At 61.7% G+C, this 14,066-nt stretch carries 12 protein-coding genes and 1 tRNA gene; 5 read left to right on the forward strand and 8 right to left on the reverse strand.

The annotated features are described in order from the left end of the window. Positions 1-190: 190 nt before the first annotated feature. From ACFPN2_RS10160 to ACFPN2_RS10190, 7 genes are all read right to left on the reverse strand, one after another. Positions 191-281: transfer RNA gene (locus ACFPN2_RS10160), tRNA-Ser, on the reverse strand. 166 nt (positions 282-447) lie between these two features. Further along, positions 448-666 (reverse strand): carbon storage regulator CsrA, encoded by a 219-nt coding sequence (gene csrA, locus ACFPN2_RS10165; protein WP_116808221.1) that lies wholly within the window; start codon positions 664-666, stop codon positions 448-450. Positions 667-1,011: 345 nt separating this feature from the next. After that, complete coding sequence (gene alaS, locus ACFPN2_RS10170; protein ID WP_380600092.1) at positions 1,012-3,648, reverse strand: alanine--tRNA ligase; 2,637 nt, start codon at positions 3,646-3,648, stop codon at positions 1,012-1,014. Positions 3,649-3,672: 24 nt separating this feature from the next. Continuing rightward, complete coding sequence (locus ACFPN2_RS10175; protein ID WP_380596498.1) at positions 3,673-4,287, reverse strand: regulatory protein RecX; 615 nt, start codon at positions 4,285-4,287, stop codon at positions 3,673-3,675. Next, on the reverse strand, positions 4,274-5,293 hold the full coding sequence (gene recA / locus ACFPN2_RS10180; protein WP_380596499.1) for a recombinase RecA: 1,020 nt from the start codon (positions 5,291-5,293) through the stop codon (positions 4,274-4,276). The genes ACFPN2_RS10175 and recA overlap by 14 nt, the downstream gene beginning before the upstream one ends. A 144-nt stretch (positions 5,294-5,437) precedes the next feature. Beyond that, a complete protein-coding gene (gene thpR / locus ACFPN2_RS10185) occupies positions 5,438-5,986 on the reverse strand; it encodes an RNA 2',3'-cyclic phosphodiesterase (protein ID WP_380596500.1) in 549 nt (182 codons plus the stop codon). A 32-nt stretch (positions 5,987-6,018) separates the two neighbouring features. Next, on the reverse strand, positions 6,019-6,525 hold the full coding sequence (locus ACFPN2_RS10190; protein WP_380596501.1) for a CinA family protein: 507 nt from the start codon (positions 6,523-6,525) through the stop codon (positions 6,019-6,021). Positions 6,526-6,683: 158 nt separating this feature from the next. Here ACFPN2_RS10190 and mutS point away from each other — a divergent pair, with 158 nt between their 5' ends. Beyond that, positions 6,684-9,251, forward strand: coding sequence for a DNA mismatch repair protein MutS (gene mutS / locus ACFPN2_RS10195; RefSeq protein WP_380596502.1), 2,568 nt, complete (start codon positions 6,684-6,686; stop codon positions 9,249-9,251). Positions 9,252-9,563: 312 nt separating this feature from the next. On the opposite strand, the gene ACFPN2_RS10200 is transcribed toward mutS, so the two are convergent. Then, entirely contained in the window at positions 9,564-10,220 is a 657-nt protein-coding gene (locus ACFPN2_RS10200; protein WP_380596503.1) for an esterase/lipase family protein, read from the reverse strand. Positions 10,221-10,321: 101 nt separating this feature from the next. On the opposite strand from ACFPN2_RS10200, the gene ACFPN2_RS10205 reads away from it, so the two are divergent. The 4 genes from ACFPN2_RS10205 to ACFPN2_RS10220 are packed head-to-tail and all read left to right on the forward strand — an operon-like array spanning position 10,322 to position 13,975. Then, positions 10,322-11,224 carry a 3-keto-disaccharide hydrolase gene (locus ACFPN2_RS10205; RefSeq protein ID WP_380596504.1) on the forward strand — a complete coding sequence of 301 codons (903 nt, stop codon included), beginning with the start codon at positions 10,322-10,324 and terminating at the stop codon, positions 11,222-11,224. 22 nt (positions 11,225-11,246) lie between these two features. Further along, positions 11,247-12,371, forward strand: coding sequence for a Gfo/Idh/MocA family protein (locus tag ACFPN2_RS10210; protein WP_380596505.1), 1,125 nt, complete (start codon positions 11,247-11,249; stop codon positions 12,369-12,371). 21 nt (positions 12,372-12,392) lie between these two features. Then, positions 12,393-13,295, forward strand: a complete 903-nt coding sequence (locus ACFPN2_RS10215; protein ID WP_380596506.1) for a sugar phosphate isomerase/epimerase family protein — start codon at positions 12,393-12,395, stop codon at positions 13,293-13,295. A 14-nt stretch (positions 13,296-13,309) separates the two neighbouring features. Beyond that, positions 13,310-13,975 carry a 3-keto-disaccharide hydrolase gene (locus tag ACFPN2_RS10220; protein ID WP_380596507.1) on the forward strand — a complete coding sequence of 222 codons (666 nt, stop codon included), beginning with the start codon at positions 13,310-13,312 and terminating at the stop codon, positions 13,973-13,975. Positions 13,976-14,066 lie beyond the last annotated feature (91 nt).

The following is a 14,066-nucleotide window of genomic DNA, read 5'->3' on the forward strand; positions in this document are numbered from 1 at the left end:
AGGCCTGTTTAGAGTCCTGGACCAACACCGCTTCCACAGACGAGGGGCTCAGCGGCGTAAGAGCATCGCGGCCGGGCCAATGGCTACCGGCCAGGTGAATTTTTTCGAGGCGGGAGAGATGTAACCAATTGTTACAGCTCCGGGGATGGCCAAAACACAAAAGCCCTTTTGCGAGGGCTCTCTGTGTATATGGCGGAGAGTGAGGGATTCGAACCCTCGATGGGCTTTTGACCCATACACCCTTAGCAGGGGTGCGCCTTCGACCACTCGGCCAACTCTCCGGCGCCTGCCAGGGCGTACCGCCCAGGTCAGTGAAGGCCGGCAAGAATACTGGCCGAGGCCCGCTAGGTAAAGGGTCGCAAGCAGAACGCGCCCACAGCGTTCGCAAGGGCCCTCGCGGGAGTGGCGGGCCACGTCACCCCGCGGACAAGCTACTGCGTAAGGATCTCAGGAGCCCGCGCCGGTAATGGGACGCTTCGCTGCGCCACCACCCGCCGCTTGTTCCTCGCGCTTGATGCGCTCGTAGATCTCCTCACGATGTACGGCAACCTCTTTCGGCGCATTCACGCCCACACGAACTTGGTTACCTTTGACGCCTAGGACGGTCACTGTGATGTCGTTACCTATCATCACGGTCTCACCGACGCGCCTTGTCAGAATCAACATGGTTCGCTCCTTGCTGTCAGCCGAATGATCGAGTTGCGTTTGCCGGCGGTGGAATCACCGCCCTCCCACAGCGCACGCACCTTTCATTCGAAATCGAGAGTAGGTCAGCTGCTCGGGTAATGGGGATCGGGATTTCCCTGAATATCGAAATTACCCTCACAGGAAAGACAATATATTTTTTAATATGTTCGCACTATTCAATTCTCGGTGCACCCGAATTTTCCCCAGTATCCAAAAAAATCTACTTCTGGGTTTCGGACCTACATAATGCGGCGAAAACACGCGCGAATGCAGTAGACCAGCTTCAGTGCGGAGCTGCACTTCGCGCATTCACTGTTGACAGTTTCAGGCTGACTTTGCCGATAGTTTGGATTCGATCCAATTCGATACACCTGCCAGGGCATCGTCCAGCTTCGCCGGATCGTTGCCGCCCGCTTGCGCCATATCGGCACGACCGCCACCGCGACCGCCGACCTGTTGCGCAACGAAGTTAACTAAATCACCGGCTTTTACCTTCGCCGTCTGATCCGCGGTCACGCCCGCAATCAACACGACTTTGTTCGCGTCGTCCACCGACGCGAGCACAATCGCGGCCGAGCCCAGCTTGTTTTTCAGCTGATCCACGGCATCACGCAAAGCTGGCGCATCGGCGCCGTCGACTCGCGTAGCAACAACTTTCAAACCGCCGATCTCGACCGCGGCACTCGACAGGTCGTTGCCTTGTCCACTGGCGAGCTTGGACTTGAGCGCGGCCACTTCCTTTTCCAGCTTGCGGCTGCGATCCAGCAGCTGTCGGACTTTGTCCTCGACATCGTCGCGACCCGCTTTGACCAGCGTCGCCACATCGCGAAGCACGCGATCGGTTTGCGAAATCCATTCATAAGCGCCCTGTCCGGTGACAGCTTCTATGCGCCGAATGCCCGCGGCCACGCCGCCTTCGCTGACAATCTTGAACAAGCCGATATCGCCTGCACGGCTTACATGGGTGCCGCCGCACAGCTCGGTGGAAAATCCGCCGAAGCTCAATACACGCACTCGATCCTCGTACTTCTCGCCAAACAGGGCCATTGCCCCTGAGGCCACTGCCGCGTCGTAGTCCATCAGCTTGGTCTCAGCGGGCGCATTCGCGCGAATCTCCGCGTTCACCAGCTCTTCGATCGTCTTCAACTCTTCCGGCGTCACCGCCGCGAAGTGCGCGAAGTCGAAGCGCAGACGATCGGGCGCGACCAGCGAGCCCTTCTGCGTGACGTGCGTGCCGAGCACTTTGCGCAGAGCTGCGTGCAAGAGGTGCGTAGCTGAATGGTTCGCCATCGTGGCGCGCCGACGATTGCCATCGACGCGCGCTTCGATGCGAGCACCGACGCGCAACTCACCTGCTTTCACGCGACCGACGTGCGCGAACGCGCTGCCGATTTTTTGGGTATCGACAACTTCAAATTCAACGCTAGGACCGGTTAACGTGCCGGTATCGCCCACCTGACCGCCGCTCTCCGCGTAGAACGGCGTGTGATCGAGAATCACTTGCCCTTCCTCGCCCGCACGCAGCACGTCGACGCGCTCCTTGCCTCGAAGCAATGTCACGACGGTGCCCGCGTCGCTCAGGTTTTCGTACCCACTAAAGTTAGTCTTGTCATCCAGCGAAACGCCGGCACGCAGATCGACACCGAATTTGCTGGCGGCCTGGCTCTGCTTGCGCTGCTTCTCCATCGCCGTTTCGAAGCCGGCTTCATCGATCGTGAGACCGCGTTCACGCGCAATGTCCGCGGTGAGATCCGAGGGGAAGCCGAACGTGTCGTACAGCTTGAACACGGTGTCGCCGGGAATTTCTTTACTGCCTCCGAGCGCGGCGATTGCCTGATCCAGCAACACCATGCCCTGAGATAACGTTTCGGCGAAGCGCTCTTCTTCCTGCTTCAACACGCGCTCGATCTGCGCTCGCTGAGTGCGCAGCTCGGGATAGGCGTCGCCCATCTCTTGTTCGAGCGCGGCAACCAGCGTGTAGAAGAACGGCTGCGTCTGGCCAAGCTTGTAACCGTGACGAATCGCGCGACGAATGATGCGACGGAGCACATAGCCGCGCCCTTCATTCGACGGGAACACGCCATCCGCCACGAGGAACGAACACGCGCGAATATGATCGGCGATGACGCGCAGTGAGTTCGAGGTTAGATCTTTGGTATGGGTCGCGGCGGCCGCGGCCTTGATCAGATTGACGAACAGATCGATTTCATAATTCGAGTGCACGCCCTGCATGACCGCGGCAGTGCGCTCGAGACCCATGCCGGTATCGACCGAAGGCTTCGGCAACGGCGTGAGCTGACCGTCGGCCGAGCGATCGAACTGCATGAACACCAGGTTCCAGATCTCGATCCAGCGATCGCCATCGGCGTCCGGCGAGCCCGGCGGCCCACCCGGAATATCCGCGCCGTGATCGTAAAAGATTTCCGAGCACGGTCCGCACGGGCCGGTCTCGCCCATCTGCCAGAAATTGTCGGAGCCGCCGCCCGGCTTGTCGCCGATGCGCACGATGCGATCCGCGGGCACGCCGACATCCTTGTTCCAGATGTCATAGGCCTCGTCATCGGTGTGATACACCGTGACCATCAGCAGCTGCGGATCGATGCCGAGATACTGCTTGCCGATGACGAAATCCCACGCAAAGCGGATCGCGTCCTTCTTGAAGTAATCGCCGAAGCTGAAGTTGCCGAGCATCTCGAAGAAGGTGTGATGCCGGGCCGTGTAGCCGACGTTCTCGAGATCGTTGTGCTTGCCGCCCGCGCGCACGCAGCGCTGCGAGCTGACCGCGCGACTGTAGTTGCGCTTGTCCTTGCCTAAAAATACGTCCTTGAACTGCACCATGCCGGCGTTGGTGAACAGCAGGGTCGGGTCGTTGCCCGGCACCAACGAGCTGGATGCCACGATCTGGTGGCCACGCTCACGGAAAAAGTTCAGGAACAGCGCGCGAAGATCGGCGCTCGACAGGCGCTTGGCAGTCATGAGGAACCGTCAGGAATGATCGGGATCGAATCCTTCGCCCGAAGTGGTCTCCCTGTCCGGCTCGATATCCATGTCGGGATCGAACTTGAGGGCGGCGCGGATTTGATCGCTGTTAAAACCGCGATATTGAAGGAAGCGCGCCTGCTTTGCACGTTCAGCGGCGGTTTTAGGTAGTTCCACGCCAAACTTGCGGCGCCGGGTTTCGGCCGCAAGCCCGTTCCAATCCTGCTCGCCCCCGGCGATTTCCTGCTGGATCTGCGAGTCCGTGACGCCCTGCTGACGCAGCTGAGCGCGGATGCGCACCGGGCCTTGCCCGCGGCGGGCATGGTGATGGACATAATTCGCGGCGAAGCGCTCGTCCGAGACCAGCTTCTTTTTGCCCAGCTTGTCGAGCACCGTGGCGATGCTGGCCTCGGGATGGCCCTTCGCCGCCAGCTTGCGCTTCAGCTCCTCGGTGGAATGCTCACGGCGCGACAGTAAGCGCACCGCGGCAACCTCGACTTCCTTGTCTTGCTTCTTGGCGCGCTCGGCCAGTTGTTCTGGCGTCAGCGCTTCGTCATCGGCCGCCGGAAAACCAGCGGCCTCAAACAATTCCCGCGTGCGACTGGTCTTAGACCGCCTCACCCTTCACTGCCTTGGTATCCGGCAACAGCTTTTCGCGAATCTTGCCTTCGATCTCGCTCGCGATCTCGGGATGCGTGTCGAGGAAGGTGCGGGCATTTTCCTTGCCCTGGCCGATGCGCTCGCCGTTGTAGCTGTACCAGGAACCCGACTTCTCGACCAGGCCCTGCAATACACCGATATCGATGATTTCGCCGTTACGCGAAATGCCCTTGCCGTACATGATCTCGAACTCGGCTTCGCGGAACGGCGGCGCGACCTTGTTCTTGACCACTTTGACGCGCGTCTGGTTGCCGACCACTTCCTCGCCATTCTTGATGGCGCCGATGCGGCGGATGTCGAGACGGACCGACGAGTAGAACTTCAGCGCGTTACCGCCGGTGGTGGTCTCGGGGTTGCCGAACATCACGCCGATCTTCATACGGATCTGGTTGATGAAGATGACGATGGTGTTGGAGCGCTTGATGTTACCGGTGAGCTTACGCAACGCCTGCGACATCAGGCGGGCCTGCAGGCCGACGTGCGCATCGCCCATTTCACCTTCGATTTCGGCCTTCGGCGTCAGCGCCGCGACCGAGTCGACGACGATCACGTCGACCGCGCTCGAGCGCACCAGCATGTCCGTGATTTCCAGGGCCTGCTCACCGGTGTCGGGCTGCGACACCAGCAGTTCCTGCACGTTCACGCCGAGCTTCTCGGCATACACCGGATCGAGCGCGTGCTCGGCGTCGACGAATGCAGCGGTGCCGCCGGCGCGCTGCGCTTCGGCGATGACCTGCAGGGTCAGCGTGGTTTTACCCGAGGATTCCGGGCCGTAGATCTCGATGACTCGACCGCGCGGCAAACCGCCCACGCCGAGCGCGATGTCCAGGCCCAGCGAGCCGGTGGAGACCGCTTCCACATCGTAAGTGGCGCTCGCGTCGCCCAGACGCATGACCGAGCCCTTGCCGAATTGTTTTTCGATCTGGCCGAGCGCGGCGACTAGCGCCTTCTTACGATTTTCTTCCATCGGAGGGACCTGTGTTGATTAGTGGTGACTCAGTACGGGCCCAGTATTTTACAAACCGGATGACCGAAACTGGGGGATATCTGTATATTTGCACAGTTAAATGAGATCCGCCACTGTCGGATCCGTGCTAGGCACTACAAGCGACTATTGTAGCGGCCAGCGCTCCAGGACGGAGTAATGCGAGCCGCCGGCGTCGCGCACCGATTCGACCAGCGCGAAGTCGTTCACCTGCTGACGGAGTGTTTGGATCTGCTGGGGTCGCAGGCCACGCGGCAGGTCGCGGGCCAGCGTGATATGGGGGCGATACGGGCGATCGTCCAGGTGTTTCAGCTGGTTATTCAGGCTCACGCGCAGCTTTTCCGCCAGCTCGATCGCGACCGCGGGCGCTGTCGACGTAGTGAGACACAGCACTTTGCGACCCCACGACTCGACGTTGTCGAACTCGAGCTGGAACGCCGGGCTGCCGGCCAACGCGGCTCCCGCTTGCTGAATGGCGGAAAAGAGCGCGCTCGGAATCTCGCCGAGAAACAGCAAGGTGACATGAAAATTCCGCGGCGGTATCAGCCGTCCGCCGCTCGCGCGGGCAACGGACAGTGTCGCGGCCTCAAGTTCCGCGCGAAAGTCATCGCTGGGCCAGAGGGCGAAGAACAGCCGGCGGCGGGCAGCTCCTGCGCATCCATGCGCCCGCTGCATTCGGGCGTCCTGCCCAGCATCGCTGCTCCCCATCAGAGCTTCCGTTGCAGCAGACTCAGCTCGCGCAGCGCTCGCGCCACGGATTGCCGACGAATCGCCTCGCGATCGCCGGTGAAGGTCTCCAGCGCGACTCGGGTCTCGATCTCGTGACCTTCTTTCCAGGCCCAGCCGAACCAGACCGTGCCAACCGGCTTGCCCGGCTGCGCGCCCGCGGGGCCCGCGATGCCGGTCACTGCCAGCGAGATATGACCGCCGAGCGCTTCCAGCGCGCCGATCGCCATCTCGCGCGCCGTCGCCTCGCTGACTGCGCCGTGCGACGCGAGCGTCGAAGGGCGCACGCCAAGCAAGGATTGCTTGAGCACGTTGCTATAAGCCACCACGCCGCCGTCGTACCAGGCGGAGCTGCCCGCGATATCGGTCAACAGCTTGGCGACCCAGCCGCCGGTGCACGATTCGGCCGTGACCAGGCGCCGCTCGGCGTCCAGCAAATCCGCGCCGGCCTGAGTGGCCAGCCGCATCAAATCCTCGTCGCTAGTCATGCCGCGCATGCTTCAGGGTCCTGGGGATGAACGTCAAGCTGGGCATATCCGGATTCGCGCAGGCACAATTCCGTCCTTTGTCGCCCGGGCCCGGGCCGTTGTCGGCTCCAGATCCGGTTTGCCTTCCATAGCGTCATAAAGAGTTACTCACTTAAGCGATGTCCGCCGCCCTGGAATCCCACACCCCGTCCATGCAGCAGTACCTGCGCCTCAAGGCGCAGTACCCGAACGAGCTGTTGTTCTATCGCATGGGCGACTTCTACGAACTGTTCTTCGACGATGCCAAACGAGCCGCGCGCCTGTTGGATATCACCCTGACCGCGCGCGGGCAATCGGCCGGACAGCCGATACCCATGGCCGGCGTGCCGTATCACGCCGCCGAGTCCTATCTGGCACGACTGGTGCGCCATGGCGTGTCGGTCGCGATGTGCGAGCAGATCGGCGACCCGGCGAAATCGAAGGGACCGGTGGAGCGCGCGGTCGTGCGCGTCGTTACGCCAGGCACGGTGACTGACGACGCGTTTCTGGATGCGCGCAAAGATAATTTGCTCGCGTCGCTGTATCGCGAAGGCCAGCGCTTCGGCCTCGCGTGGCTGGAGTTGTCGAGCGGTCGCTTCAGCGTGATGGAAGCCGCGGGCGAAGAAGGCCTCGCCGCCGAGATCGAACGCTTGCGCCCGGCGGAATTGCTGGTTCCTGAATCGTCCGCGCCTGCCGGCATCACGACGCACGTGCGCGAACGCCCCATGTGGCATTTCGATTTGGAAACATGCACGCGCATGCTCTGCGAACAATTCGCGACGCGCGACCTGTCCGGCTTCGGTTGCGCGGAATATTCCCTCGCGATCCGCGCTGCGGGCACGTTGCTTCAATATGTTCGCGATACGCAGAAGGCGGCGCTGCCTCACTTGCGCGGGCTTCGCACCGAAGAGCGCAGCGAAGCGGTGCTACTCGACGCGGCGACTCGACGCAATCTCGAACTGGATGTGAGTTTGACGGGCCGACCTGACTGCACCGTCGCGGCCGTGCTCGATCAAACTGCGACAGCAATGGGCGGCCGCGAATTGCGCCGCTGGCTGAATCGACCGCTGCGCAATCGCGGCGCCGTCGAATTGCGACTGCAAGCGATCTCGACACTGATCGATCGCGCGCTGTACACGCCGCTGCATGATCTGCTCAATCACGTTGGCGATATCGAGCGCGGCCTGGCACGTGTCGCGCTGAAGAGCGCCCGCCCCCGCGATCTCGCCCAACTGCGCGATGCGCTCGGACGGTTGCCCGAGTTGCAACAGCTGCTTTCCGGCATCGATTCGCCGCTGCTGCGTGAGCTTGCTGCGCAGGCCGGCACCTATCCCGATCTCCAAGACGTGCTCGCACGCGCCATCGTGGAATCGCCCCCGCCCATCCTTCGCGAAGGCGGCGTGATCGCGCAGGGCTACGACGCCGAGCTCGATCAGCTCAAGCTCATCAGCGAGCACAGCGATCAATATCTGGTCGATCTCGAAAACCGCGAGCGCGAGCGCAGCGGCATCTCCAACCTGCGCCTCGGCTACAACCGCGTGTCGGGTTATTACATCGAGATCAACCGCAGCTTCGCCGACAAAGTGCCGACGGACTATCACCGTCGTCAGACGGTGAAGAACGCCGAACGTTACATCACGCCCGAGCTGAAAGAGTTCGAAGACAAGGTGCTCGGCGCGCGGGATCGGGCGTTGGCTCGTGAGAAACAACTCTATGACGAACTGCTCGATCTGCTGATCGCCCGACTCGCCGAGTTGCAATCTTCGGCGGCAGCGCTCGCGGCGCTCGACGTGCTTTCGAATCTGGCCGAGCGCGCGGTGAACTTGCGTTACACCCAGCCAGAGCTCTCCGACGATCCGGTGATTAACATCACCGAGGGTCGCCATCCGGTCGTCGAACGTTTCATCGATGGGCCGTTCGTGCCGAACGATCTGCGATTGAGAGAAGACCGACGCATGCTGGTGATCACCGGCCCGAACATGGGCGGTAAATCGACCTTCATGCGGCAGACGGCGCTGATCGTGATTCTCGCGCGTATCGGGAGCTATGTGCCTGCGACGGCCGCGCGCATCGGACCGGTCGATCGCGTGTTCACCCGAATCGGCGCGTCTGACGACCTGGCTGGCGGCCGTTCGACCTTCATGGTCGAGATGACGGAAGCAGCAAACATCCTGAACAATGCGACCAACAACAGTTTGGTGTTGATGGACGAGATCGGTCGTGGCACCAGCACGTACGACGGTTTGTCACTCGCATGGGCCTGCGCGAACCACATTGCTCGCAGCGTGCGAGCGTTCACGTTGTTCGCGACGCACTACTTCGAGCTGACATCGCTTGCGCAGGATTTAGATAACTGCGCGAACGTGCATCTCGATGCGACGGAGCATGGAGAGAAGCTGATCTTCCTGCATACGGTGAAAGACGGGCCTGCGAATCAGAGCTACGGCTTGCAGGTCGCCGCACTCGCCGGCGTACCGCCGAAAGTGATCGGCGCCGCGCGCAAGTATCTGCACGAGCTGGAGCGCCGCTCAGCAGCCGCACAGGGAGTGAAGCCGCAGGGAGAGTTGCTGCTGGAGTTCCCTGACGACGAGGAAGAAGAGGAACATCAAGCCGTCGCCGCTCTTCGCAACGTCGACCCGGATTCGATGACGCCTCGCGAAGCGCTGGACGCGCTTTATCGGCTGAAGAAGTTGGCCGCGGAAAAATAGATCCTAGCGAGCGCTCACGCCGCTATGACGTATCGGCGGCGTCGGGAGTGTCCTAGCTCTTCCCGGCAGCTTCGGACAGCAGGGACCTGCCGAAGCAGCGCTACATGGGCTCGGCGGTGTCTTCAGCGAAGCACTGCTTCGCTCCGCCGAGCGGGTGTACATGGATGTGCACCCTGGGCTTGCGCGGAGCAGGATTGCACAGCGCAATGTACAAGCGGGACGCACGCGATAGCGGGCGGAGGCGGGTGCGCGGTGCCGGGAAGAGCTAGGACACTCCCGGCGACGCGGACCACCAACGGCTCTGTCAGCGCGTTAACGCCGAAATGAACCGTTACGGAGGAACCACCCCGCCTGCTCCGCCACTTCGGCGGAGAACAACATCCCCGTGTGCGACGTAGACAACGTGATGTGATCTTTCGCGCCCGGCAGCAGCGTCTCTTCCACGAGCACGGTACCGTCATGATCCGCGTTCAGGTCCGCGAACAATCGCCCCAACCCCAATCCCATCGACCCCGCGATCACACCAACATCACGGTGCCCTCGCCATTCACGCGGCTCGAACTCCACACACTCCGCATTCACCGCCGCGCCAAGAATCGCTTTTCCAAACGGAAGAATGCGCGCGACACCCTGTGCCGCCTTCGACCCCTGCAACGGTGTGCCCAACAACACCGCCCGGCCCGGCGGCAAATCGTCGGTGAGTTGTAACGCTCGCAGGATCACGAGCCCACCGAGGCTGTGCCCGATGAAATGCAACTCGGGCACATTTTGCCCGTGCGCAAAATCCACGAGGGCCCGCACGTGATCGTTCATGGTCCCGGTCAGCGAGGGATAGGAAAACGCGTGGGCACGAAACTGCCCCTCCGCTTCGAGCCGGTGCTTCAGCACCCGCAACTCGAAACCCGACATCCACAAGCCATGGACCAGCACGACCAGCGGCGTGCCGCTTTGCCTGGAATCGTTGTTCAATTCGCCATTGCCCTTGACAGCGCTGACAGCTATGGTCGCAGCGTGCGCCGATGGGACGCAACAGAAAACTCATGACTCGGGACAAGACAAAGGGGGACAGGATGCGGACAGCGAACATGCTGACGATGGCTTGCGTACTGCTCGGCACGTCGCCCGTGCTTGCGCAATCCACGCCTCCGCCAGCGCCCACAGTACCGGCCGGCGATTGGATCGAACTGTTCAACGGCAAGAGCCTCGAGGGCTGGACCCCGAAAATCACCAAGCACGCGCTCGGCGAGAATTTTGCCGATACCTTCCGGGTGAAGAACGGCCTGCTGCAGGTTCGTTACGACAAGTATCAGAACTTCGACAGCCAGTTCGGCCATCTGTTCTATCAAACGCCGTACAGCTATTACCGCCTGGTCGTCGAATACCGCTTCGTCGGCGAGCAGGCCAAGGGCAATCCCGGCGCCTGGGCGTTCCGTAACAGCGGTGCGATGCTTCACTCGCAAGATCCGAAGACCATGACGCGCGATCAGGACTTTCCCATCTCGATCGAAGGGCAACTCCTGGGCGGCAAGAGCGACGGCAGCGCACGCCCGACGATGAACGTCTGCACCCCCGGCACCGAGATCGTGGTCAACGGCAGTTTGTATCCTGAGCATTGCCTGAACTCGACCTCGCCCACCTTCGACGGCGACCAATGGGTGCGGGCGGAATTTCTGGTGCTGGGCTCCGGTCAGATCACGCACTTCGTGAACGGCGAGAAAGTGCTTGAGTACGCGCTGCCTCAGTATGGCGGCGGCGTCGTGCATAACCACGATCCGGCCGCGAAGCCCGACGGCAAGCTGATCGAAGGCGGCTATATTTCCTTGCAGAGCGAGTCGCATCCCATCGACTTCCGCAAAGTCTCGTTGCTGAACCTGGCGGGCTGCATGGACCCGAAGGCCGGCAACTACCGCGCTTACTACGTGAAATCTGAACCGGCGGCGTGTCAATATGCCCGCCCGGCCGCCACGCCCTAACCCCCTTTGTCGAGTGCTCGCCATGTCCAACCCTCTTCGCGCGGCTGTAATTGGAACCGGTTTCATCGGCACAGTTCATGTACGTTCTGCACGGCTGGCGGGCGCGGAAGTGGTGGGGGTCGCCGCCTCTTCGCCGGAGCGTTCGGCCGAAGCGGCGAAGTCGCTAGGCGTGCCCCGCTCGTTTGCTTCAGGGATCGAAGCGGCGCGCGATAAAGACGTGGATGTCATCCACATCTGCACGCCGAACTCGTTTCACATGGAGGTCGCAAAGGCGGCACTCGAAGCCGGCAAGCATGTGGTGTGCGAGAAGCCGCTCGCTACATCGTTACAGGATGCGCAGGTCCTCAGCGATCTTGCGAAGAGCAAAGGGTTGATCGGCACCGTGCCGTTCATCAATCGCTATCACCCCATGGTGCGCGAAGCCCGCTCTCGCGTGCAGAGCGATGAGACCGGCAAGCTGTATCTCATTCAAGGCTCGTACTTGCAGGACTGGCTGATGCAGGCCGGCGATACGAACTGGCGCGTCGATGCCACCGCCGGCGGCAAGTCGCGCGCGTTCGCGGACATCGGCTCGCATCTTTGCGACGTGATCGAGTGGATCACCGGCGAACGTTTCACTTCGCTGATCGCCACCCTCGGCACGCCGATCGCCCAACGCTCCGCAGCTGCGAGCCGAGTGGCATTCCAAGCCAGCGGCGAAGTGAAAGAAACAAAGTCCGTCGACACCGAAGATGTCGCATGCCTGATCCTGCGCACCGATCGCGGCACGCTCGCGACCCTCACCGTCAGCCAGGTCTCGGCCGGTCGCAAGAACCGCTTGTGGTTCGAGCTCGACGGTGCGCAACAGAGCGTCATGTTCGATCTGGAAAGCCCCGAGCAATTGTGGATCGGCCGCCGCGAAGGCATGTCGCTGCTGATGCGCGACCCATCGCAATTCTCAGCTGAGCAGAAGCGCCTCGCCTGGCTGCCCGCCGGGCACGCGCAGGGCTGGGGCGATTGTTTCGAAGCGTTCGTGCGCGATTCGTACGCCGCGATTCGAGGTCAGTCGCACACCGGGCTGCCGACGTTCGCCGACGGCGCACGCTCCATGAGCATCGTGGAAGCCGTGTTGCGCTCCTCCGCCAGCAATCAATGGACCGCCATTTAACGACCAGGAGACACATCCATCATGATCACGCGTCGTCGCTTTCTCGAGGGCAGCTCGCTCGCTGCATTGGCCGCCATGAGTGGAGTCAGAAGTTTCGCAGCGGGCGACGGCACCGGTCCGCTGGGCCGCCCGATCGGCTTGCAGCTGTACACGGTCCGTGACGTTGCGGCCAAAGATCTGGCTGGCACGCTCGCGAAGCTGCAGACGATCGGTTTTCGCGAAGTGGAGACCGCTGGCTTCTACGGCAAGTCGGGCAAGGAGATGCGCAAGATCCTCGCCGACCACGGCATGACCGCACCCTCCGCGCATTCGAGCATGGGCGATATCCAGAAGGACATGCAGAAGCTGGTCGACGGCGCGGCCGAAGTCGGCGCGAAATATTTCATCTGCGCTTTCCCCTCGCTGCCCGGGAACAAGCCGCCGTCCGCGGCCATTGCCAAGGAAATCACGCTGGACGACTGGAAGTGGAACGCCGAGCAGTTGAACAAGTTGGGCGAAGTTGCGAAGAAGGCCGGGCTGCAGGCCGGCTATCACAACCACAATATGGAATTCCGTACGTTCGACGGCATGACCGCGTTCGATCACTTGCTGAAGTTGACCGATCCAAAGCTGGTCACCATCGAGCTGGATCTGGGCTGGGTGGTTACAGCCGGCCTGGATCCCGCCAAATACATCAAACAGCACGCCGATCGGATTTCGCTGCTGCACGTGAAGGACGTGCGCAAAGACGCGGTGCAGGCAGTGGAAGAGATCAAGGCGCAGACCATCGAAGTGGGTCGCGGCAAGATCGACTGGAAGAGCGTGTTTGCCGCGTGCGATCCGCAGCGCCTGAAACATTATTTCGTCGAGCAGGAAAACTTCACCGGTCCGACCGTCGACGCGGTTCGCACCAGCTTCGAGTATTTGAGCACGCTGAAGTCGTAATCGAAGGAGCCCTCATGTTCAACGCATTTCATCGTGGCGCCCCCTGGATCGCGGTGTTCGCTGCCACGTGCGCCATGACCGCGAGCGCGGACACCGGATCGAAGTCCGAGTGGCAGCCGCTGTTCAACGGCAGAAACCTCGATGGTTGGAAACATGTCGGCCCCGGTGAGTTCGTGGTCGAGAACGGCGTGCTCAAGAGCGTCGGCGGCATGGGCCTGCTGTATTTTCCGGGCGAGAAGTTCAGCAACGCCGTCATCCGCGTCGTGTACAAGGCGCCCGATGACAATGGCGGCGGCAACTCGGGCGTGTTCATTCGTATTCCCGAGCAGCCGACCGAGCCGTGGATGCCAGTGAACAAAGGGTATGAAGTCCAGATCGATGACAGCGAAGACGACTGGCATCGCACCGGCGTGCTGTACTCGTTCACCAAGACGCTGGCTCAGCCCAAGACCGGCGAATGGAACACGATGGAAATCGCCATCGAGGACGAGCGCACCGTCGTCACCGTGAACGGCACCAAGGTCACCGACTTCAAGGAAGGCTCGCCCGTGCCGGAAAAGAAACAGAAGTACGAGCCGGATCGAGGCAAGCGCGCCCCGGGCGGCTACATCGGGCTGCAGAATCACAGCGGGAAAGACACCGTGTACTTCAAGGAAGTGAGCGTCAAGAAGCTCAAGTAGCTTCGAGCGCAGGCGACGCTGCCTGTTTGACAGGCAGCGCGCGTTTCTGCAACCTTCGCGATGTAACCCGTTACAAAACAGCCCGCGGCGA

The sequence above is a fragment of the Steroidobacter flavus genome (assembly GCF_042651805.1).
In the GTDB taxonomy this organism is placed as follows: Bacteria; Pseudomonadota; Gammaproteobacteria; order Steroidobacterales; family Steroidobacteraceae; genus Steroidobacter; species Steroidobacter flavus.

Coding starts and splice junctions, on each gene's coding strand:
- ACFPN2_RS10210 (WP_380596505.1), top strand. CDS start 11,247: ATGTCCAACCCTCTTCGCGCGGCTGTAATTGGAACCGGTTTCATCGGC.
- thpR (WP_380596500.1), bottom strand. CDS start 5,986: ATGCAGCGGGCGCATGGATGCGCAGGAGCTGCCCGCCGCCGGCTGTTC.
- ACFPN2_RS10215 (WP_380596506.1), top strand. CDS start 12,393: ATGATCACGCGTCGTCGCTTTCTCGAGGGCAGCTCGCTCGCTGCATTG.
- recA (WP_380596499.1), bottom strand. CDS start 5,293: ATGGAAGAAAATCGTAAGAAGGCGCTAGTCGCCGCGCTCGGCCAGATC.
- ACFPN2_RS10190 (WP_380596501.1), bottom strand. CDS start 6,525: ATGACTAGCGACGAGGATTTGATGCGGCTGGCCACTCAGGCCGGCGCG.
- csrA (WP_116808221.1), bottom strand. CDS start 666: ATGTTGATTCTGACAAGGCGCGTCGGTGAGACCGTGATGATAGGTAAC.
- ACFPN2_RS10220 (WP_380596507.1), top strand. CDS start 13,310: ATGTTCAACGCATTTCATCGTGGCGCCCCCTGGATCGCGGTGTTCGCT.
- ACFPN2_RS10205 (WP_380596504.1), top strand. CDS start 10,322: ATGCGGACAGCGAACATGCTGACGATGGCTTGCGTACTGCTCGGCACG.
- mutS (WP_380596502.1), top strand. CDS start 6,684: ATGTCCGCCGCCCTGGAATCCCACACCCCGTCCATGCAGCAGTACCTG.